We start from the raw sequence: 20,250 nt of genomic DNA, 5'->3' as shown, positions 1-20,250 counted from the left end.
TACATTGTCTTGTTTTATCCCTCCACTTCTTTTTGACTACTAGTGGCTGGTGTACTATAATTATACTGTTATGGACGAAAAAGAGGTGGTTGTAAGTGTTAGAAAAGCTTCAAACCTTAGAAGATCGGTATGAGAAGCTGAATGAATTGTTGAGTGATCCTGAGATTGTGAATGATTCTAACAAGCTTCGCGAATATTCTAAAGAACAAGCTGGACTTGATGAGACTGTACAGGTTTATCGTGAATATAAGGATGTTTCGACTCAGCACGATGATACACGTGCGATGCTAGAAGAAGACCTGGATGAAGATATGAAAGAAATGGCGAAAGAAGAATTATCGGAGCTAGCTGACAAAAAGGTAGAGTTAGAAGAGCGTCTGAAAATCCTTCTTATTCCGAAAGACCCTAATGACGACAAAAACGTTATTATGGAGATTCGTGGAGCTGCTGGTGGTGACGAGGCGGCATTGTTTGCTGGTGACTTATTCCGTATGTACGCTCGCTTTGCAGAGGAACAAGGCTGGAAAATTGATATTATGGACTCCCATGAGAGTGAAGTTGGTGGCTATAAGGAAATCATTTTCATGGTAAATGGATCTGGTGCGTTTTCTAAGCTTAAGTTCGAGAACGGTGCTCACCGCGTGCAACGTGTTCCGCAAACAGAATCTGGCGGTCGAATTCATACTTCAACATCAACTGTAGCTGTATTACCAGAAGCGGAAGAAGTAGAAGTGGATATTAATGAGAAGGATATTCGTGTGGATACGTTTGCTTCATCTGGCCCGGGTGGACAGAGTGTAAACACGACAATGTCTGCCGTTCGTTTAACGCACGAGCCGACGGGTACGGTTGTATCTTGTCAGGACGAGAAATCGCAAATTAAGAACAAAGAAAAAGCGATGAAAGTATTACGTGCTCGTATTTTTGAGAAGATTCAACAAGAACAGCAAGCGGAATATGATGAACATCGTAAGTCTGCAGTAGGTTCTGGTGATCGTTCTGAGCGTATTCGTACGTACAATTTTCCACAAAACCGTGTAACAGATCATCGTATTGGCTTAACGATTCAGAAGTTAGACCAAATTCTAGATGGTAAACTGTCTGAGATTACGGAAGCACTTCTCATTGAAGAACAAACAAGAGCGCTAGAACAGATTGGTGAATAACATGACAGAACCGAGAACTATTTTTGAAGTCCGCCGCTGGGCTTCTCTTTTTTTACAAGAAAATGATCGAGAAGTTGGCGTAGGAGAAAGGCTAATACAACATCATTTACAAAAGAGTCGCGTGCAGTTGCTTGCCAACGGTTCCGAACCAATAGAGCATCAGCAATTTATGGCCATTCAACAAGATATAAAGCGTCACGTGTCAGACGGTACTCCAGTGCAACATTTGATTGGTTCAGAGCAATTTTATGGTCGTACATTTCGAGTGAATCCTCACGTATTGATTCCACGGCCAGAAACAGAAGAGTTAATTGTTGGTATATTGGACCGGGTGTCTGCCAAAGAGAGAAGCTTCATCGATTTAGGAACGGGAAGTGGTGTGCTTGCCATTACGTTAGCGAAGGAACTACCCGATGCTACCGTTTTTGCTAGTGATCTCTCTCCCGAAGCGTTAGAAGTAGCAGTCCAGAATGCACACCATTTACAAGCGGATGTTTCCTTTTCTGAAGGGGATTTCTTGCAGCCATTTATCAATAACGGGCAGAAATTCGATGTCGTTGTATCGAATCCCCCGTACATTCCTGAAACAGAACGGGACAATTTATCTGACGTAGTTCGTGAGCATGATCCTCATATGGCATTGTTTGCGGAGGATAACGGATTAGCAGCGTATAAACGGATCGTGACGCAGCTTCCTTACGTCATGAAAGATAAAACGCTACTTGCTTTGGAAATTGGCCATGATCAAGGGGAATCTGTTCCTTTCCTTATTCAACAACATTTCCCAAAAGCATTTGTAGAAGTCGTGAAAGATATAAATCAGCATAATCGTATGGTATTTGCCTGGCTTTCCTCTTAAAAGGGAGCCAGGCTTTGTTGATCATTAAAAAAATATAGATTAATAGAGTATAAAAGGAGAAAGGCCTGCCCACAATGGAAACTAACAACAACATTCATAGGGGGCAGGGAATGATGCAACGATTGTTATTATTTTTCGTTATCATTTGCATAGGTTTATCATTTATTCCGTTTTCGATACAAGGACAAGAGAGAAAGGCTGAGGAGCAATATCAAGTCATTCCAGATGATGCTATTCGATTAAGGATTTTAGCCAATAGTGATCAAGAAAAGGATCAACAGTTGAAACGTTACGTCCGTGATGTAGTAAATGAGAACATCACAGGCTGGGTGCAAGAAATAACTGATATTGAGGAAGCGTATGAGGAAATAGAAAGTCGCTTACCGGAAATAAGAGAAATCGTTAAGATGGCACTTGAGAAAAAGGGCGTCCCTCAATCGTTTTCTGTTCAATTTGATGAAGTTGATTTTCCAGCCAAGCTATATGGAAATTACGTGTATCCTGCTGGGGTTTATGAAGCCATCTTAATTACGTTAGGAGAGGGAAAAGGAGCGAATTGGTGGTGTGTATTGTTTCCGCCATTATGTTTTCTTGATTTTGATAATGGTACTTCGGTCGCACATGCAGAGGAAGAAGTAGAGCCAAACGAAACAGATGAGAAAGAAGAAGTAGAGGTGAAGTTCTTTCTGCTTGAATGGTTGGAATGGTTTTTCGATTTATTCCGGTGAAAAACTATCATAATGTCTCTATACTTTCATAGACTTTATTAAAAAGATAGGGAGGCATGTAGATATGATAGACGTGAAAAAAGCAGTAGAATACTCCGAGCAAGAGTTAGAGAATTTTATCGGCGAGAAGCCTAATCTTGAGGTACTTTATGAGCATGGGTATTACGTTGAAGTAAATGATGACAAAAAAGGTTTCTTCGCTCTTGTACCAGTGGATGAACAGGCGGTGTGGCTGCGAGCGTTGTATGTCGATCCGAAAATGAATGCCCATTTTATCTTAACGTTGTTCGAAGTAATTCCCTCTTATAAAGGAAATCGAGATGTGTACGTTTTCTGCCATCAAGATGAGCTTGAAACATTGCTTCAAGCGCAACAGTTTACTAAAATAAAACGAGAAGAAACGCCACCTTTTTTACAAGCTTTACGTAATGGTAAAGGAGATTGGTGGAAGTGGTGAAGCCTGAACACCTCCCGAACAAAGATCATCCATCGGGAGGTGTTTGTGTGAAATGATATAATAAAGAGGACTTTGATGAGAAAGGATGCCACTGATGGGTACATATGAAACGAAATTATGGCAAGTAACGAAGCAGCATATAGATAGAGAAGAAGAGAACGTGCAAGCAGCAGCAGCTTTACTAAAGAAGCGAGAAGTAGTTGCTTTTCCTACTGAAACGGTATATGGATTAGGAGCGGATGCGACGAATGAGCAGGCAGTGAAGCGGATTTTCGAAGCGAAGGGAAGGCCATCAGATAATCCATTGATTGTACACGTAGCGAAGAAGGAGCAAATAGAGCAATTAGTTACGCACATATCTGATCAGGCTCATGCATTAATAGACGCTTTTACACCAGGCCCATTGACGGTAATCATGCCGAGTAACGGTGTGTGTGCACGAAATGTGACGGCAGGGTTAGATTCTGTCGGCGTGCGGGTTCCTGATCACCCTGTTGCGAAAGCGTTGCTTGAAGCAAGTGATTTGCCTTTAGCGGCTCCGAGTGCGAATCGTTCAGGTAAGCCTAGTCCGACAACAGCGGCTCACGTGTATGACGATTTAAACGGTCGGGTAGCAGGTATTCTAGATGGAGGTGCGACAGGTGTTGGTGTGGAATCGACGGTCGTTGATTGTACAGGGGAAGTGCCAGTCATTCTGCGCCCAGGCGGTGTTACGAAAGAAGCGTTAGAAGCGGTTGTTGGAACAGTTAAGCTAGACGCTTCCCTCCATGATAAAAAGGAACCACCACGAGCACCTGGGATGAAGTATACTCACTATGCACCAGATGCGCCTCTTTGGTTAATCGATGGGGATGTGGTTTTTTTTCAAGCGCAAATTGATAGGTTACGTGAAGAAGGAAGACGCGTTGGGGTGATAGCTAGTGAAGAAACGTCGGCTCATTTACGAGCAAATCGCGTGCAAACGTGTGGATCGCAGCATGATTTACATCAAGTGGCCGTTCATTTATATGATGCACTTCGTTCGTTTGACCAAGATGAGATAGACATTATTTTAGCTGAAACCTTCGCAAGTGAAGGAATTGGCGTAGCCATCATGAACCGTTTATCGAAAGCGGCTTCGAAGACTGTGCAGCCATCTGAATAACTTCTTCTATTCCTCCTTGGCCATGCATACAATACAATAGCATGTCCAAGGAGGAGTAGGGATGGCTGTACTTCCTTTTACAGGAGAAATTATTACATTATCCTTTATGGCAATGGCCTTAGGGATGGATGCATTTTCAGTTAGTTTAGGAATGGGATTGATCCCGCTTCGATTAAGGCGAATCGCTTTAATCGGAGTTGTCGTTGGTTTATTTCATATATTGATGCCTTTTGCCGGAATGCTTGTCGGCCGTTTCCTTTCCAATCAACTAGGCGCTTATACGACGATTGGTGGTGGCATTTTATTAATTTTGTTAGGAATTCAAATGTTCCGCTCCTCTTTAAAGTCAGATGATACCCCGGCCTTAAATCCAGTCGGCTTTGGTTTACTATTGTTTGCTACGAGTGTTAGCTTAGATAGTTTTTCAGTTGGCTTAAGTTTGGGTATATCGGGAGTCCGGACGGCTTTGACGTTCATTTTGTTTGGCTCAGTGAGTATGATGTTAACGTGGTGCGGCTTGTTACTCGGACGTAAAGTACAAGGCTTTCTTGGTACGTATAGTGAAATGGTTGGGGGAAGTATTCTTTGTGCCTTTGGATTGCAACTAATTATTGGATAATATATAATGTGAAGCGCCTACATAGCTCTTTGTTTTTCATGAATGAAGAGATAACAGGGGCTCTTTTTTGTTATAATGAAGGAAATGGGATGAACGGAGGGAAGTGAATGAGGAACGTCTTATTTGTTTGTACAGGAAATACGTGCCGAAGCCCAATGGCAGAAGCTTTATTGAAACAAAAGAAGCCCGGTATAGAGGTGACATCTGCCGGATTGTTTGCGCAGGAAGGTTCGAAATTATCACCAGGGTCGACAGAAGTGTTAAAAAGTAGAGGGATTGAATGGAATCATCAGTCTAGGCCTGTTACAATAGAACTATTACAATGGGCGGATGTCGTATTGACGATGACCCAACATCATAAACAAATGCTTATGATGACATATCCGAAATATGAGCATGCGATGTTCACTTTGAAAGAATTTGTACAGGACAACCAAGATGATGTATGGAACAAGCTGAAGCAAGCTTATACAACACTAGAAGAGAAAAAAGCGAAGTTCTTGCATGAGAAAGAGGATAGCTTTTCAGATGATGAGGCAAAGAAAGAAGCGTTACAATTGCATGTACAATCAGAAATAGAATCCATCCAACAGCTAGAATCCAATCTTCCAAACTTGGACATTTCGGATCCATTTGGCGGGGATATATCCGTTTACGAAAAAACGTTAGAAGAAATGGAAGCCTATGTTGAGCGTTTAGTGAAGAAGTTAGATAGCGCTAACAAATAGATACGTACTTCATTTAGTGGGGGGACGGAATGTGGATAAGAAGTATAAGTTTAGCTTGAGTTTAAAATTAGTTTTATTTACAACAGTATTAGCCACAATTACGTATTCAACAAGCGCGTTTTTTATTTATGTAATTTATGATTGGCTTTCCGAGTTTATGCAAGTGCAAGAGTTTGTCTTTACAATTATCACGTTTTTGTTAGGAATTATATGGACGGGTATTTTGACATTTGTTGCGGCCGGTTTTATTACGAAGCCTTTACACCAATTGGAAAAAGCCGCTTCAACGGCAGCGGAAGGGCATATAAATGAAGAGATAGCTATTACGAAATCTGATGATGAGATTCGCTCTTTAGGAGTGGCGTTTGAAACAATGCTTATGAACCTAAGAGAAATGGTGCAAAATATCGAGAATAACTTTCAAGATACGAATGGTTCCGTTACCCACATTAAACAAGCGGTGGAACAAGCTTCTCAGCAAGCAGAACTCATTCAATCGACTATTGGGGAGATTTCCCAAGGTGCGGAGTCCACATCTATATCGATTCAACAAACAGCAGAGTTGGTTGAAGAATCTACGCAACTAGCAACTCAAATTCAAACCCAATCCCAATCCTCTCAACAAACTTCGGAGGATATGTTAGCAACGGTAGAACAAGGCAGAGGAATTGTATTGTCGCTTGTCGACGGCATTCAAAGTATTTCAAAAGAGCAAGAAATCTCCCTAGAAGCGGTGGAACGATTAGAAGGAAACGCTAATAAAGTAGAGGACATTATATCCGTAGTAGGTGATATAGCAAGCCAAACGAATTTACTAGCTTTAAATGCCTCGATTGAAGCGGCTCGAGCTGGTGAACAAGGGAAAGGCTTTGCAGTTGTAGCTGAAGAAGTTAGAAAACTAGCAGATGAAAGCGCTAAAGCGGTACAAGGAGTTTCCGATTTAATCGAAAATATGCAAGTAGATGTAAGAAAAGTAGTAGGGCAAATAAAGGAACAAGTAGCTAAAGGGCATAGAGAGGCTGATAAAGGTGTTCATACCAATGCAGCAATGGATAACATGTCCCGAACGATTAACGACATGGCCCAATCTGTTATTGAGATTACCACTTTAGTCGATAATCAGTTACAATTGTTACAGAAGACTTCCGCACAAGCTCAAGAAGTTTCAGCGATAGCACAACAAACATCAGCAGGCACACAACAAGTAAATGCTTCGATGCAACAACAAAATGAACAAATACATGACATCGATGACACAGCACATGCATTAGCTGAACAAGCGGATGGCTTAAAGCAACAAATAAATCGTTTTCGAACGACATAACAACGCTAAGTAGAGGTGACCGTATTATGAAAGTAATTTTAGCATCTGATCACGGGGGTACAAATATCCGTCAAGAAATGGCCTCCCTTTTAACGGAAATGAACATTGAATTTGAAGATATTGGTTGTAACTGCGAAGGATCTGTGGACTATCCAGATTATGCGATACCAGCTGCAGAACGCGTAGCTAGTGGTGAATTTGATCGCGGCATCTTAATTTGTGGAACAGGTATTGGGATGTCCATCGCAGCTAATAAAGTAAAAGGCATTCGCTGTGCATTAACGCATGATGTCTTCACAGCTAAAGTGACGAAGGAGCATAATGACTCCAACATGTTAGCAATGGGAGAGCGTGTTATCGGCCCAGGTTTAGCACGTGAAATTGCTAAGACGTGGCTAGAAGCAGAGTATGAAGGCGGCCGCCATGCAAATCGTGTTGGCAAAATTACTGAATATGAAGCATAATAGAGAAGAAAGAAAAAAGCGGGACATATGAAGTGTTCCTCTTTTTCTAATTTTCGTCTGAAATTTCCGATAAATCATCATGTAGCTTATTTCGCTTGAAAAAATGCGTTAACCGCATATGCTTGGAAGGAGAATGTGCTCATGAACATAACGAGCATTCAAAAGGAAATAGAAAGCATTGTAGATGAGTGGATAACGAGTGGCCTTCTCTACAAAGGGCAACTGTTTGTTATCGGCTGTTCCACGAGTGAAGTAGCCGGAGAACGAATTGGGACATCAGGTAGTGAAGAGATTGCGGCAGTTCTATTTCAACAATTCCGCCGTTTACAAGATCAAACGGGTGTTCACTTAGCATTCCAAGGGTGTGAGCATATTAACCGCGCTCTTGTAATGGATCGACAAGCTGCAGAGCAACGCCAACTTGAATCTGTTTCTGTCATTCCAGTCAATGAAGCGGGCGGCTCTATGGCAGCATATGCGCACCAGCACATACTAGATCCGGTTGTGGTGGAGCATATTCAAGCGCATCATGGAATGGATATTGGTGATACGTTTATTGGGATGCATATGAAGCACGTCGTTGTCCCACTTCGATTCAAATATAAGCAAATTGGTGCAGCCCACGTTACATGTGCCACAACCCGTCCGAAACTAATTGGTGGCGCTCGTGCCGTGTACCAACAATGTGATGTACAATCTACTACTTGTGATTATTAAGTAGTAGTTACAATGATAAAGGGGGATATAACCATGAATTACCTTAATCAAGTAGATCCAGAAATGCAAGAAGCAATCGAGTTAGAGAAAGGCCGACAACAAGACAAAATTGAATTAATCGCATCTGAGAACTTTGTATCAGAAGCGGTTATGGAAGCGCAAGGGTCCGTCCTAACGAATAAATATGCGGAAGGATACCCAGGACGCCGCTATTATGGTGGCTGTGAATATGTAGATATCGCCGAAAATTTAGCTCGTGATCGCGCGAAAGAACTTTTCCAAGCGGAGCATGTGAATGTCCAACCACATTCAGGCGCACAAGCGAATATGGCTGTATACTTCACTGCATTACAACCTGGCGATACAGTGCTCGGCATGAACTTGAACCATGGCGGACATTTGACTCACGGAAGCCCAGTCAACTTTAGCGGAAAACTATATAACTTCGTTGATTACGGAGTCGATGCAGAAACAGAAGTAATCGATTATGAAGCAGTTCGGGCAAAAGCATTAGAAGTAAAACCGAAAATGATTGTAGCTGGTGCTAGTGCTTATCCTCGTAAAATTGATTTCGCTAAATTTAAAGAAATTGCCGATGAAGTCGGAGCATACTTAATGGTGGATATGGCCCACATTGCAGGTTTAGTTGCAACAGGATTACACCAAAATCCAGTACCATATGCCGATTTCGTTACAACAACTACACACAAAACATTGCGCGGCCCACGTGGTGGAATGATTCTGTGTAAAGAAGAATACGCGAAGAAAATCAACTCAGCTGTATTCCCAGGCATGCAAGGCGGTCCACTTATGCATGTCATCGCGGCAAAAGGTGTTAGTTTTAAAGAAGCATTACAAGACGACTTCAAACAATACACAAAACAAATTCTCGCTAACACACAACGTTTAGGAGAAGGATTGCAAAAAGAAGGCATCCGCCTCGTATCAGGTGGAACAGACAACCATTTACTATTGCTAGACCTGCGCCCGCTGAACCTAACAGGAAAAGTGGCAGAAGAAGCGCTGGATCACATCGGCATCACAACGAATAAAAACACTATCCCATTCGATCCAGAAAGCCCATTCGTTACGAGCGGACTTCGCATAGGCACAGCAGCAGTAACAACACGTGGCTTTAAAGAAGTCGATATGGACGAAATTGCATCCATTATTGCATTCACATTAAAGAATCACGAAGACGAGGACAAACTACAAGAAGCTAGCAAACGTGTAGAAGCATTAACCAATCGCTACCCAATGTATCAATACGCATAAATGATTTAAAGAGGTTGTTCTAATTAATAGGACAGCCTTTTTGCGTGCGAGAGCCATATAATCTCTCCATTCGGTGATTGATTTTCTCGTAAAAGGGGGGATCATAGGATGAACATGGTTTATTTTATGAATAGAATCAAAAACCTCCCCTTGAAACGGGAGCGATATTTCAGTACAATCTGTAAGGATATATACTTTCACAAAAGGAGAGATCGGCTCATGAGTAAGGTACACGTTTTAGACCACCCTCTTATTCAGCACAAATTAACGTACATAAGAGATAAAGAGACAGGAACGAAGGACTTTCGTGAACTTGTGAATGAAGTAGCAGCACTTATGGCTTTCGAAATTACTCGTGATTTACCTCTCGAGGAAGTTCAAGTAGAGTCCCCAGTATCAAAAGCTACAGCAAAAGTGTTATCGGGTAAGAAGTTAGGGATTGTTCCTATTCTTCGTGCGGGATTAGGTATGGTAGATGGGATGATCGATTTGATTCCAGCGGCAAAAGTAGGCCATATCGGGTTGTACCGAGATCCAGAAACGTTAATGCCTGTAGAATATTATGTAAAGCTTCCAAGTGATATTGAAGAACGTGAACTTATTGTTGTTGATCCAATGTTAGCAACAGGTGGTTCAGCTATTGAAGCAATTAACTCGTTGAAAAAGCGTGGCGCGAAGCAAATTCGTCTTATGTGTTTAGTAGCAGCGCCTGAGGGTGTAGAAGAAACGCAGAAGGCACATCCTGATGTAGATATTTACTTAGCGGCATTAGATGAGAAGTTGAATGATAAAGGGTATATCGTCCCAGGTTTAGGGGACGCTGGTGATCGTTTATTTGGTACGAAATAAGCAGCTTACCAAAAAAGGAGTTCAACACCTATCATAGGTGGTGAACTCCTTTTTTTTATGAATGGAAACGCCTATTTTTCCAAAAGATATAAAAAAAGAAAGGCGGCATTCGTTCATGTGGGTTCGCATCGTGATACTTAGTTTGGCATTCTTATGGCCTTTTAGCGTAAATGCCATGTCAGAAGAACAGTCGATTATCGTTGAAGTTGAGGATAACGTTCATAAATGGAAGCAACATATAGAAATATACTATCCTCGAATCGAAGTAGTACATGTGTATGATCAGTTGCTTCAAGGGTTAGCGTTAAAAGGGGAGAAACGTGATTTACAAAAGCTTGAGCAAGCCCATTTTATTAAAGCGACCTTCCCAGCGCGTACATATAAAGTAGCTATTGAAGAAAGTGTGCCTTTTCTAATGAATCAAACAGATTTCTCACATTCGATTCCCTATACTGGGGAAGGTGTGAAGGTTGGTGTAATCGACACAGGGATAGATTATAACCACCCAGACTTGCAGGGGAATTATCGTGGTGGATATGATTTAGTCGATTTAGATGACGACCCGATGGAAACAACTAAATCACAAGGAAAATCAACGCTACACGGCACACATGTTGCGGGTATTATTGCAGCTAATGGAAAGCTGAAAGGGATTGCGCCTAATGCGGAATTGTACGGCTATCGCGCGCTTGGCCCAGGCGGGGTAGGTTCGTCTGTTCATGTAATTGCCGCGATGGAAAAAGCGGTGGAGGACGGCATGGATATTATTAATTTATCTTTAGGAAATGCGGTGAACGGTCCTGATTGGCCCACTAGCCTAGCTGTAAATAAAGCAGTCGAAATCGGCGTGTCTGTCGTCATATCTGGAGGAAATTCCGGCCCAGAGCATTGGACAGTAGGATCTCCTGCAACTGCGGAAGGAGCGATTACGGTTGGAGCAACCACACCGCCACTACAACTTCCCTACCTTCACGACCGTTTATGGAAAAAAAACATTCCATTAACCCCCTTAGTCGGTTCCGTACCATGGAATTTAACGAAAACCCAACTCATGGTGGATGGAGGATTAGGGAAAGAAGCGAATATGAATATGAAACGGAAAATCGTCTTAATGGAACGTGGCGATATTTCTTTTACCGAAAAAGCGAAAATGGCTGAGCAGGCAGGTGCTTTAGCAGTCATCATTTATAACAATGAGGAAGGAATTTTTCAAGGGTCACTAGAAGAGGAGATGTCTATTCCTGTTGCGGCTGTTTCAAGAGAGGATGGACAATGGTTGAAGGAGAATGTAGTCAAGGATGAGCAGTGGATTGCTACAAAATACGCCCCACAAGTGGATACAGTTGCGGAGTTTAGCTCAAAAGGGCCGGTTACGTGGAATTGGGCGATTAAACCAGATATTATGGCACCAGGAGTAGCTATTAATAGTACCATTCCAGGCGGTTATAAAGAATTACAAGGGACGAGTATGTCAGCTCCTCATGTCGCCGGAGCGCTAGCTTTGTTGAAAGAAGCTCATCCCGATTGGGAACCGAAACGACTAAAAGCAGCGATACTATCAACGGCAACACCGCTATCACAAGCAAGTGAAAAGGTATCCCCTTTGGCGCAAGGAGTTGGCAGAATAGAGCCTGTAGAAGCAATAACGCCAAGCACTCTTATTTACAATGGTCAACTTGCATTTGGGAGAGTGTTGCAGCGAAATGAATCGAGAACCGTTTACGTCACAGTAGAAAATAACGAACGTCACCCGCAACAATATCGATTTCATCCGCCTAAGCAAGTATCTGGACTTCGATTTGATGTTCCAATGGCATTTACACTTAAGCCGGAGGAAAAGCGAACAGTTGCCATCACAGTTCAAGTGAAACAGCAGCAATTAAAGGGAAATCCTTCGTATGTAGAAGGCTGGCTAGAGCTTGAAGACGAATCCACCTTATATGAGCTACCTTATATTCTATTGACAAAAGAGGCCAACTTTCCAAAAGCAATGGGCTTAGAATTAGCTTTAAAGCCATTTTCAAAGGATAGCTATCAATATCAATTGTATTTACCTTTAGAAGCGAACCAAATGCAAATAGATCTGTATAATCCTGATACCCTTCAATTTGTGAAATCCTTAGTAGAACGTGAAAACGTGGAAAGAGGAGTAGTAAAAGGAACCTTGTCTAAAAAAGATATGGTGACACCAGGAATTTACCTCGCCATTATTACCATTCATCAAGATGGAGAAAAGCAAACTTTGGAATCTTTAGTAAAAATAGAATAAAGTAAGCCTTATCATTTGAAAAATGCAATTAAATTGTCAAAAAGGCTGTCGAGATGTGCGGAAAAATGTGAAAAACACTTTGCTTTATGGGGTCTTTTGTGTACAATTTTAATTAACTTGTGAAATGATGAATTTGAAAATTTATAGAGAAACCTACGAAATTTTGTAATAAAATTTTTAGATGAAAATGAAGGACTAAATACGCCTTTTTATCTAATCTATTCTTTTCATTTCATTACATTGACAAGAGTCAATCCCCTATTGTATGCTTATTCAGTGTGGAATGATAAGGTTTTCATAAAGTTGTAACAATTACGTTAATCTATGAAAACGAGATAGGGGAGAATCCTATGTCAAAGGACCAAAATCCTTTCCAAGCCATGGCGCTCACAAGTGGTATTTTGTCGCAATTGGCGGGGTGTTCCTTAATAGGGATTTTTATCGGACGTTGGGCTGATGACTATTTTTCCACATCGCCACTTTTTCTTATAGTGGGTTTATTGATTGGATTAGCCGCAGGTACATATGGGACGATTTATTTAGTGCGAAAATATACAGGAGAAGATGTAGATGTCAGATCAGCAGTATCAAACAATGATGAAACGTCAAAGAAGATGGACGATTAACCTCCTTGCAGTATTCGTACTAGGTTGGGGCTTTACCTCCTATCAACATATTTTTCTCGGCTTAATTCTAGGGACTGTATTTAGCTTCTATAACCTCTGGCTATTGCAGCGTAAAATAAACCACTTTGGCGAGGCAGTTTCTCGACAAGAGAGGGTGAAGACGCTAGGAACTCTTTCGCGTTTTGCTGCTGGAGCTTTAGCCATTCTTATAGCACTTCGATACGACAATCACTTCCATTTAATCGCAGTAGTAATTGGTTTAATGACAACCTACGTTGTTATTATGATAGAGTTTATGGTTTCCAAATTTGAGACTAGCTTAAGGAAGAGAGGTGAATAATTTTGGGACATGAAAATCCATATGCGTTGGATGTCTTCGGGATACCTTGGTTAGACTTTAACCTGTCTAATATCTTGATGATTACCATCGCATCACTAATCGTGTTCATCATAGCCGTTGCATCTACGCGCACGCTTCAGCGTAAACCACGTGGAATGCAGAACTTCATGGAGTGGATTATTGATTTCGTAAAAGGGATTATTGGAAGCACCATGGATTGGAAGACGGGGAGAGTATTTTTACCATTAGGATTGACATTGTTGCTGTACATCTTTGTCTCTAACATATTAGGGGTAATGACAATGGTGACGTACGATCACACGTTATGGTGGAAATCGCCAACATCAGACCCAGGGATTACCTTAACGCTAGCCACTATGGTAGTAGTGTTATCCCACTATTATGGAATTAAGCTGAAAGGATTTGGTGAGTACGGTAAAGACTTCTTCCGTCCAATGCCATTCTTATTTCCGCTTAAGATCATTGAAGAGTTTGCAAATACGTTAACGTTAGGGCTTCGTTTATACGGTAACATTTTTGCAGGAGAAATTTTACTAGGTTTACTCGTTACAATGGGTGCAGGATCTGTTGGAGGATTCTTTGGAGCCATTATCCCAACGCTTGCATGGCAAGGGTTTAGTGTGTTTATCGGTGGAATCCAGGCATTTATTTTCACGATGTTAACAATGGTTTATATCTCTCACAAAGTGAGTACAGACCATTAATATTTTAATAAATACTTAAGTAATCAAAATTTTATTTATAATTTATGAGGAGGAATTTTATCATGGGTTTATTAGCAGCTGCAATTGCAGTAGGTTTAGCGGCACTAGGTGCTGGTATTGGTAACGGTTTGATCGTAAGTCGTACAGTTGAAGGTATTGCACGTCAGCCAGAATTAAAAGGTTCACTTCAAACTACAATGTTTATCGGGGTTGCACTAGTTGAGGCAGTTCCAATCATCGGCGTAGTTATTGCATTCATGGTAATGGGTCAATAAGAACTCACGTATACAATGTGGCGAAGTTCGTCTGCTAGAAACTTCGCCATTCCTTATACTAAACGTTGAACTATAGCAAAATAAAAAGAGAAACTACGACTATTATCTTAATTTTAAGTGAATGGCCGGGTTTTTCGCATGTTATGCCTGTTACAGAGAAGTGTGTGAAAGGAGTGTAAGTTGTGCAATCATTAGCTGGTATGTTAGTACTTGGAGCCGGTGCCGGATTCCAACCAGGAGATATACTTTACCAATTATTCATATTCCTTATTTTACTAGCGCTTTTACGTAAATTTGCATGGGGACCATTTATCGATGTCATGAAAGAACGTGAAGATCACATCGCTAATGAAATCGATACTGCGGAGAAGAACCGTACAGATGCGGAGCGTATGTCTAAGGAAGCGCAAGAAGATTTGAAGAAGACACGTCAAGAAGCGCACCAAATTATAGAAGAAGCAAGAAAAACCGCGAAAACACAAGAGCAAGACATTATAGCTGCAGCTCGCGTGGAAAGCGATCGTATGAAAGATGCTGCTCGACAAGAAATCGAGACAGAGAAAGATAAGGCTATTCAAGCATTGCAAGATCAAGTTGCTACCTTGTCCGTTCAAATTGCAAGCAAAGTTATTGAGAAAGAACTTTCTGATCAAGATCAACAGCAATTGATCAACGATTACATGAAAGAGTTAGGAGAAGAGCGATGAGTATAGAAATCGTAGGCAAACGGTATGCGAACGCTCTTTTTCAACTAGGACAAGAACAACATAAACTTGAACAATTTGAAGAAGAACTTCGCATCGTTCGTGAAGTTTTTCATTCTAATAAACCATTAATGGAATTCCTTAAGCATCCCCGTGTGGAATTACACAAGAAGAAACAATTGCTTAAAGAGGCATTTCAAGGCTTCTCAAATGAAGTGACACATACGCTAGAGTTAATTCTAGATCGTCACCGTGAAGCAATTATTCCGACAATGGTTAGTGAGTTTATCCATTTAAATAATGAAGCACGCGGAATTGCGGAAGCAGAAGTCTATTCTGTTCGTTCTCTTAGCAAAGATGAAGAAGAAACTATTCAGACCGTATTTGCGAAGAAGCTCCAAAAGGACACCCTACGTATTCACAATATCGTAGATCCATCCATTCTCGGCGGGTTAAAGCTGAAGATTGGTAATCGTATTTACGATGGTAGTGTGAGCGGTAAATTAGAGCGTATCGAACGAGAATTAGTTTCTGGAAACAATTGATGATAGGGGTGAAATTGCATGAGCATCAAAGCTGAAGAAATCAGTGCGCTGATAAAAAAGCAAATTGAAAATTATGATTCTGAAATTGAAGTCAACGATGTCGGTACTGTTATCCAAGTTGGTGACGGTATTGCTCGTGCACATGGCCTTGATAATGTCATGTCAGGTGAGTTAGTTGAATTTGCCAATGGTGTTGTAGGATTGGCACAAAACCTTGAAGAAAATAACGTCGGTATCATTATTCTTGGTGAATACACAGATATTCGTGAAGGTGATGAGGTTCGTCGTACAGGACGTATCATGCAAGTTCCAGTTGGGGAAGAACTTTTAGGACGCGTAGTAAACCCACTTGGAGAGCCTGTAGATGGAAAAGGGAAAATTGAGACGGATAAAACTCGTCCAATCGAATCTCCTGCACCAGGTGTTATGGATCGTAAATCCGTACATGAGCCGTTACAAACAGGTCTAAAAGCGATTGACGCACTTGTGCCAATTGGTCGTGGTCAGCGTGAGCTTATTATCGGTGACCGCCAAACAGGTAAAACGACTGTTGCACTAGATACAATTATCAATCAGAAAGACCAAGATATGATTTGTATTTATGTAGCAATCGGTCAGAAGGAATCAACTGTACGTGGAACAGTTGAAACACTTCGTAAACACGGTGCGCTTGATTACACAATCGTTGTAACAGCTAGTGCATCACAACCTGCACCATTACTTTACCTTGCTCCATATGCAGGTGTAGCAATGGGGGAAGAATTCATGTATAACGGCAAACACGTACTTGTTGTATATGATGACCTTTCTAAACAAGCAGCAGCTTATCGTGAACTGTCCTTACTACTTCGTCGTCCTCCAGGTCGTGAAGCATATCCTGGTGACGTTTTCTACCTACACTCTCGTTTACTTGAGCGTGCGGCGAAGCTTAGTGACGATAAAGGTGGCGGTTCTTTAACTGCACTTCCATTTATCGAAACGCAAGCTGGCGATATTTCTGCTTATATTCCGACAAACGTTATTTCCATCACAGATGGACAGATCTTCTTACAATCTGACTTGTTCTTCTCAGGTGTACGTCCTGCGATTAACGCTGGTCAATCGGTATCTCGTGTAGGTGGATCTGCACAAATCAAAGCCATGAAAAAGGTAGCTGGTACACTTCGTCTTGACCTGGCATCTTTCCGTGAGTTAGAAGCGTTTGCTCAGTTCGGTTCGGACCTTGATAAAGCAACACAAGCGAAGCTAAACCGTGGTGCACGTACAGTAGAAGTACTTAAACAAGGACTTCACGAGCCACTAGCAGTTGAGAAGCAAGTTGCAATCATTTATGCACTTGTAAACGGCTATTTAGATGATATTCCAATTGCCGATATTCGTCGTTTTGAAGCAGAACTTCAAGACTGGATTGGTAACAATAAATCTGAACTTTATGACCATATTCGCAATACAGGTCAACTTCCTGAAAAAGCAGATTTCAATAATGCTATTGAAGAATTCAAGAAGTCATTTGTCATTTCTGAATAATATGTTCAGAAGCAACCTGTGCAGAAAGGGTGGTGAAACAGCGTGGCATCCCTTAGAGAGATAAAATCACGGATTACGTCCACTAAGAAAACGAAGCAAATTACAAAAGCGATGGAAATGGTATCTGCTTCTAAGCTAAACCGTGCCGAACAGAATACGAAAGCTTTCTATCCGTACATGGAGAAAATTCAAGAAGTGGTAGCATCTATCGCAAGTGGTAACGTACAAGTAGATGATCCAATGTTGAAAAGTCGTCCAATTAAGAAGACAGGATACATTGTCATTACTTCAGACCGTGGTCTTGCTGGAGCATATAACAGTAACGTACTTCGCATGGTGTATCGTCATATCCAGGAACGTCATACGTCGCAGGATGAATATACAGTAATCCCTGTGGGACGAGTTGGACGTGATTTCTTTGCGAAGCGTAATATGCCTATAGAATCAGAAATTATCGGCCTTGCCGATCAGCCAGAATTTGCGGATATTAAAGATATTGCAAGTGAAGCTGTTCAGTTATATGCCGATGAAACAATCGATGAGCTTTACATTTACTACAACCACTATGTAAGTGCTATTACCCAAGAAGTACAAGGTACGAAATTACTACCATTAAGCAATTTACAATCAAGTGGCAAGCAAATGAGTGCTTATGAATACGAACCAGATCAAGAATCTATACTAAAAACATTACTTCCTCAATACGCTGAAAGTTTAATATATGGTGCCCTTATCGACGGTAAAGCTAGTGAACACGCTGCTCGAATGACAGCGATGAAATCTGCTACAGATAACGCCGATGAACTAATCGGTGACTTAACATTATCTTATAACCGTGCACGTCAAGCAGCAATTACGCAGGAGATAACAGAAATTGTTGGTGGAGCGGCAGCACTAGAATAGAATGTATTGAAGAATGAACGGAAAGTAAGTTAGGAGGGAAATCCATGAGCAAAGGACGCATTACACAAGTAATGGGACCAGTTGTTGACGTACAGTTTGAAAGTGGTCATCTTCCAGAAATCAACAACGCGTTAAGAGTCCGTCAAGACGCAGAAAACGAATCAGGCGTAAGCGTTGATGTTACATTAGAAGTAGCACTACACTTAGGTGATGACGCAGTTCGTACAGTAGCTATGGCATCAACAGAAGGACTTGTTCGTGGCTTGGTAGCAGAAGATACAGGTAAACCAATCTCTGTACCAGTTGGGGACGTGACATTAGGACGTGTATTTAACGTACTTGGAGACAAAATCGACCTTAAGGAAGAAATTCCAAGTGAAGCACGCCGTGATCCAATTCACCGCCAAGCTCCAAAATTTGAAAATCTAGCAACCGAAACAGAAATTCTGGAAACAGGAATTAAAGTTGTAGACTTATTAGCTCCTTATATTAAAGGTGGTAAAATCGGTCTATTCGGTGGAGCTGGAGTAGGTAAAACAGTACTTATCCAGGAATTAATTAATAACATCGCCCAAGAGCACGGTGGTATTTCCGTATTCGCAGGTGTAGGTGAGCGTACTCGTGAAGGGAACGACTTATACTGGGAGATGACTGATTCCGGAGTTATCGGTAAAACAGCGATGGTATTCGGTCAAATGAACGAGCCGCCAGGAGCACGTATGCGTGTAGCACTATCTGGTCTTACTATGGCAGAATACTTCCGTGATGAAGAAGGTCAAGACGTACTATTCTTTATTGATAACATTTTCCGCTTTACACAAGGTGGTCTAGAAGTATCGGCACTTCTTGGACGTATGCCTTCTGCCGTTGGTTACCAACCAACATTAGCAACGGAAATGGGTCAATTACAGGAGCGTATCACATCTACGGATAAAGGTTCTGTAACATCGATTCAGGCGATTTATGTACCTGCCGATGACTACACAGACCCAGCACCAGCAACAACGTTCGCACACTTAGATGCGACAACAAACCTTGAGCGTAAACTATCTGAGCAAGGTATCTATCCAGCGGTGGATCCACTTGCGTCCACTTCACGTGCCTTAGACCCAGCTGTTGTTGGTGAAGAGCATTATGAAGTAGCACGTCAAGTGCAAAGTACATTGCAACGTTACAAAGAGCTACAAGATATTATTGCAATCTTAGGTATGGATGAGCTATCTGACGAAGATAAGCAAACCGTATCACGTGCGCGTCGCATTCAATTCTTCTTGTCTCAGAACTTCCACGTAGCTGAACAGTTTACAGGTCAACAAGGTTCTTATGTACCGGTTTCTGAAACTGTTAAAGGCTTTAAGGAAATCCTTGACGGCAAATATGATGACCTACCTGAGGATGCATTCCGTCTAGTAGGTAAGATTGAAGAAGTAGTGGAAAAAGCCAAGTCGATGGAACAATAAGCACTAGAATAGAAGTTACATGGGATTCCTAATGTAACTCCATTCAAGCCCAAGGGGGGTTAACCATGAAATCACTAACGGTGAGTGTTGTCACTCCTGATGGCCCTGTTCTAGAAGACTCGTTCCAAATGGTGAGTTGTAAAGCAGAGAGTGGAGAATTAGGTATTTTACCTGGTCACATCCCTCTCGTTGCTCCCTTAACGATAAGCGTTGTACGTCTGAAAGGGGAAACCTCCAATCAACTCGTCGCAGTTAATGGAGGTTTCGTCGAAGTTCGTCCAGACAAAGTTACGATACTAGCCGAGTCAGCTGAACTTCCATCTGAAATTGATACAGAACGGGCACGCCGTGCTAAAGAGCGCGCTGAACGTCGTATTCAGTCACAACAAGACGACATCGATTTCAAACGAGCAGAACTATCCTTAAAACGCGCTATCAATCGTCTAGACGTTAAAAAGGGTCAATAACATGAAGAAGGAACCTTGAGTTAATGGTTTAGCTCAAGGTTTTTTTCGCATGAGTAAATGCTCCACGAACCTCTAAACA

Annotated in this window: 23 protein-coding genes; all 23 read left to right on the top strand. The window is 41.6% G+C overall.

What is annotated here, in order from left to right; all coding sequences use genetic code 11:
* Positions 1-95: 95 nt before the first annotated feature.
* Positions 96-1,166, top strand: a complete 1,071-nt coding sequence (prfA, locus tag N784_RS09525) for a peptide chain release factor 1 (RefSeq protein WP_036834438.1) — start codon at positions 96-98, stop codon at positions 1,164-1,166.
* Position 1,167: 1 nt separating this feature from the next.
* Positions 1,168-2,025 (top strand): peptide chain release factor N(5)-glutamine methyltransferase, encoded by an 858-nt coding sequence (gene prmC, locus N784_RS09520; RefSeq protein ID WP_036834436.1) that lies wholly within the window; start codon positions 1,168-1,170, stop codon positions 2,023-2,025.
* A gap of 113 nt (positions 2,026-2,138) precedes the next feature.
* Complete coding sequence (gene spoIIR, locus N784_RS09515) at positions 2,139-2,753, top strand: stage II sporulation protein R (protein WP_036834510.1); 615 nt, start codon at positions 2,139-2,141, stop codon at positions 2,751-2,753.
* Between the two features lie 64 nt (positions 2,754-2,817).
* The gene (locus tag N784_RS09510) at positions 2,818-3,210 is read left to right on the top strand and encodes a hypothetical protein (protein WP_036834435.1); all 393 of its coding nucleotides are present in this window, start codon (positions 2,818-2,820) and stop codon (positions 3,208-3,210) included.
* 94 nt (positions 3,211-3,304) lie between these two features.
* Positions 3,305-4,354: an L-threonylcarbamoyladenylate synthase gene (locus N784_RS09505; RefSeq protein WP_036834434.1), complete on the top strand. Its 1,050-nt coding sequence runs from the start codon at positions 3,305-3,307 to the stop codon at positions 4,352-4,354.
* Positions 4,355-4,415: 61 nt separating this feature from the next.
* On the top strand, positions 4,416-4,973 hold the full coding sequence (locus tag N784_RS09500; RefSeq protein WP_036834433.1) for a manganese efflux pump MntP: 558 nt from the start codon (positions 4,416-4,418) through the stop codon (positions 4,971-4,973).
* Between the two features lie 107 nt (positions 4,974-5,080).
* On the top strand, positions 5,081-5,701 hold the full coding sequence (locus N784_RS09495) for a low molecular weight protein arginine phosphatase (protein ID WP_036834430.1): 621 nt from the start codon (positions 5,081-5,083) through the stop codon (positions 5,699-5,701).
* Positions 5,702-5,732: 31 nt separating this feature from the next.
* Positions 5,733-7,025, top strand: a complete 1,293-nt coding sequence (locus N784_RS09490; protein ID WP_036834428.1) for a methyl-accepting chemotaxis protein — start codon at positions 5,733-5,735, stop codon at positions 7,023-7,025.
* A 26-nt stretch (positions 7,026-7,051) separates the two neighbouring features.
* Complete coding sequence (gene rpiB, locus N784_RS09485; RefSeq protein WP_036834426.1) at positions 7,052-7,489, top strand: ribose 5-phosphate isomerase B; 438 nt, start codon at positions 7,052-7,054, stop codon at positions 7,487-7,489.
* Between the two features lie 141 nt (positions 7,490-7,630).
* On the top strand, positions 7,631-8,206 hold the full coding sequence (locus N784_RS09480; protein WP_036834425.1) for a TIGR01440 family protein: 576 nt from the start codon (positions 7,631-7,633) through the stop codon (positions 8,204-8,206).
* A gap of 33 nt (positions 8,207-8,239) precedes the next feature.
* Positions 8,240-9,481 carry a serine hydroxymethyltransferase gene (glyA, locus tag N784_RS09475; RefSeq protein WP_036834424.1) on the top strand — a complete coding sequence of 414 codons (1,242 nt, stop codon included), beginning with the start codon at positions 8,240-8,242 and terminating at the stop codon, positions 9,479-9,481.
* 219 nt (positions 9,482-9,700) lie between these two features.
* Positions 9,701-10,330, top strand: coding sequence for a uracil phosphoribosyltransferase (gene upp / locus N784_RS09465; protein WP_036834422.1), 630 nt, complete (start codon positions 9,701-9,703; stop codon positions 10,328-10,330).
* Positions 10,331-10,445: 115 nt separating this feature from the next.
* The gene (locus N784_RS09460; protein ID WP_036834508.1) at positions 10,446-12,599 is read left to right on the top strand and encodes a S8 family serine peptidase; all 2,154 of its coding nucleotides are present in this window, start codon (positions 10,446-10,448) and stop codon (positions 12,597-12,599) included.
* Between the two features lie 350 nt (positions 12,600-12,949).
* Entirely contained in the window at positions 12,950-13,225 is a 276-nt protein-coding gene (locus tag N784_RS09455; protein ID WP_052127234.1) for an AtpZ/AtpI family protein, read from the top strand.
* Complete coding sequence (locus N784_RS09450) at positions 13,170-13,565, top strand: ATP synthase subunit I (protein ID WP_084600218.1); 396 nt, start codon at positions 13,170-13,172, stop codon at positions 13,563-13,565. The genes N784_RS09455 and N784_RS09450 overlap by 56 nt, the downstream gene beginning before the upstream one ends.
* Before the next feature lie 2 nt (positions 13,566-13,567).
* Entirely contained in the window at positions 13,568-14,290 is a 723-nt protein-coding gene (gene atpB, locus N784_RS09445; protein ID WP_036834419.1) for a F0F1 ATP synthase subunit A, read from the top strand.
* A 62-nt stretch (positions 14,291-14,352) separates the two neighbouring features.
* Positions 14,353-14,565, top strand: a complete 213-nt coding sequence (atpE, locus tag N784_RS09440) for a F0F1 ATP synthase subunit C (protein ID WP_036834416.1) — start codon at positions 14,353-14,355, stop codon at positions 14,563-14,565.
* A 182-nt stretch (positions 14,566-14,747) separates the two neighbouring features.
* A complete protein-coding gene (locus N784_RS09435; RefSeq protein ID WP_232306003.1) occupies positions 14,748-15,272 on the top strand; it encodes a F0F1 ATP synthase subunit B in 525 nt (174 codons plus the stop codon).
* Complete coding sequence (locus N784_RS09430; RefSeq protein WP_036834415.1) at positions 15,269-15,814, top strand: F0F1 ATP synthase subunit delta; 546 nt, start codon at positions 15,269-15,271, stop codon at positions 15,812-15,814. Before N784_RS09435 ends, N784_RS09430 begins: the two co-directional genes overlap by 4 nt.
* A gap of 18 nt (positions 15,815-15,832) precedes the next feature.
* Positions 15,833-17,341: a F0F1 ATP synthase subunit alpha gene (gene atpA, locus N784_RS09425; RefSeq protein ID WP_036834413.1), complete on the top strand. Its 1,509-nt coding sequence runs from the start codon at positions 15,833-15,835 to the stop codon at positions 17,339-17,341.
* Positions 17,342-17,383: 42 nt separating this feature from the next.
* Positions 17,384-18,244, top strand: coding sequence for a F0F1 ATP synthase subunit gamma (locus N784_RS09420; protein ID WP_036834412.1), 861 nt, complete (start codon positions 17,384-17,386; stop codon positions 18,242-18,244).
* Between the two features lie 44 nt (positions 18,245-18,288).
* Positions 18,289-19,704: a F0F1 ATP synthase subunit beta gene (gene atpD / locus N784_RS09415; protein WP_036834411.1), complete on the top strand. Its 1,416-nt coding sequence runs from the start codon at positions 18,289-18,291 to the stop codon at positions 19,702-19,704.
* A 65-nt stretch (positions 19,705-19,769) separates the two neighbouring features.
* Positions 19,770-20,171 (top strand): F0F1 ATP synthase subunit epsilon, encoded by a 402-nt coding sequence (locus tag N784_RS09410; protein ID WP_036834409.1) that lies wholly within the window; start codon positions 19,770-19,772, stop codon positions 20,169-20,171.
* Positions 20,172-20,250: the final 79 nt, after the last annotated feature.

The sequence above is a fragment of the Pontibacillus litoralis JSM 072002 genome (assembly GCF_000775615.1).
GTDB classification, from domain to species: domain Bacteria; phylum Bacillota; class Bacilli; order Bacillales; family BH030062; genus Pontibacillus; species Pontibacillus litoralis.
This window is presented reverse-complemented; position numbering and strand designations above follow the sequence as displayed.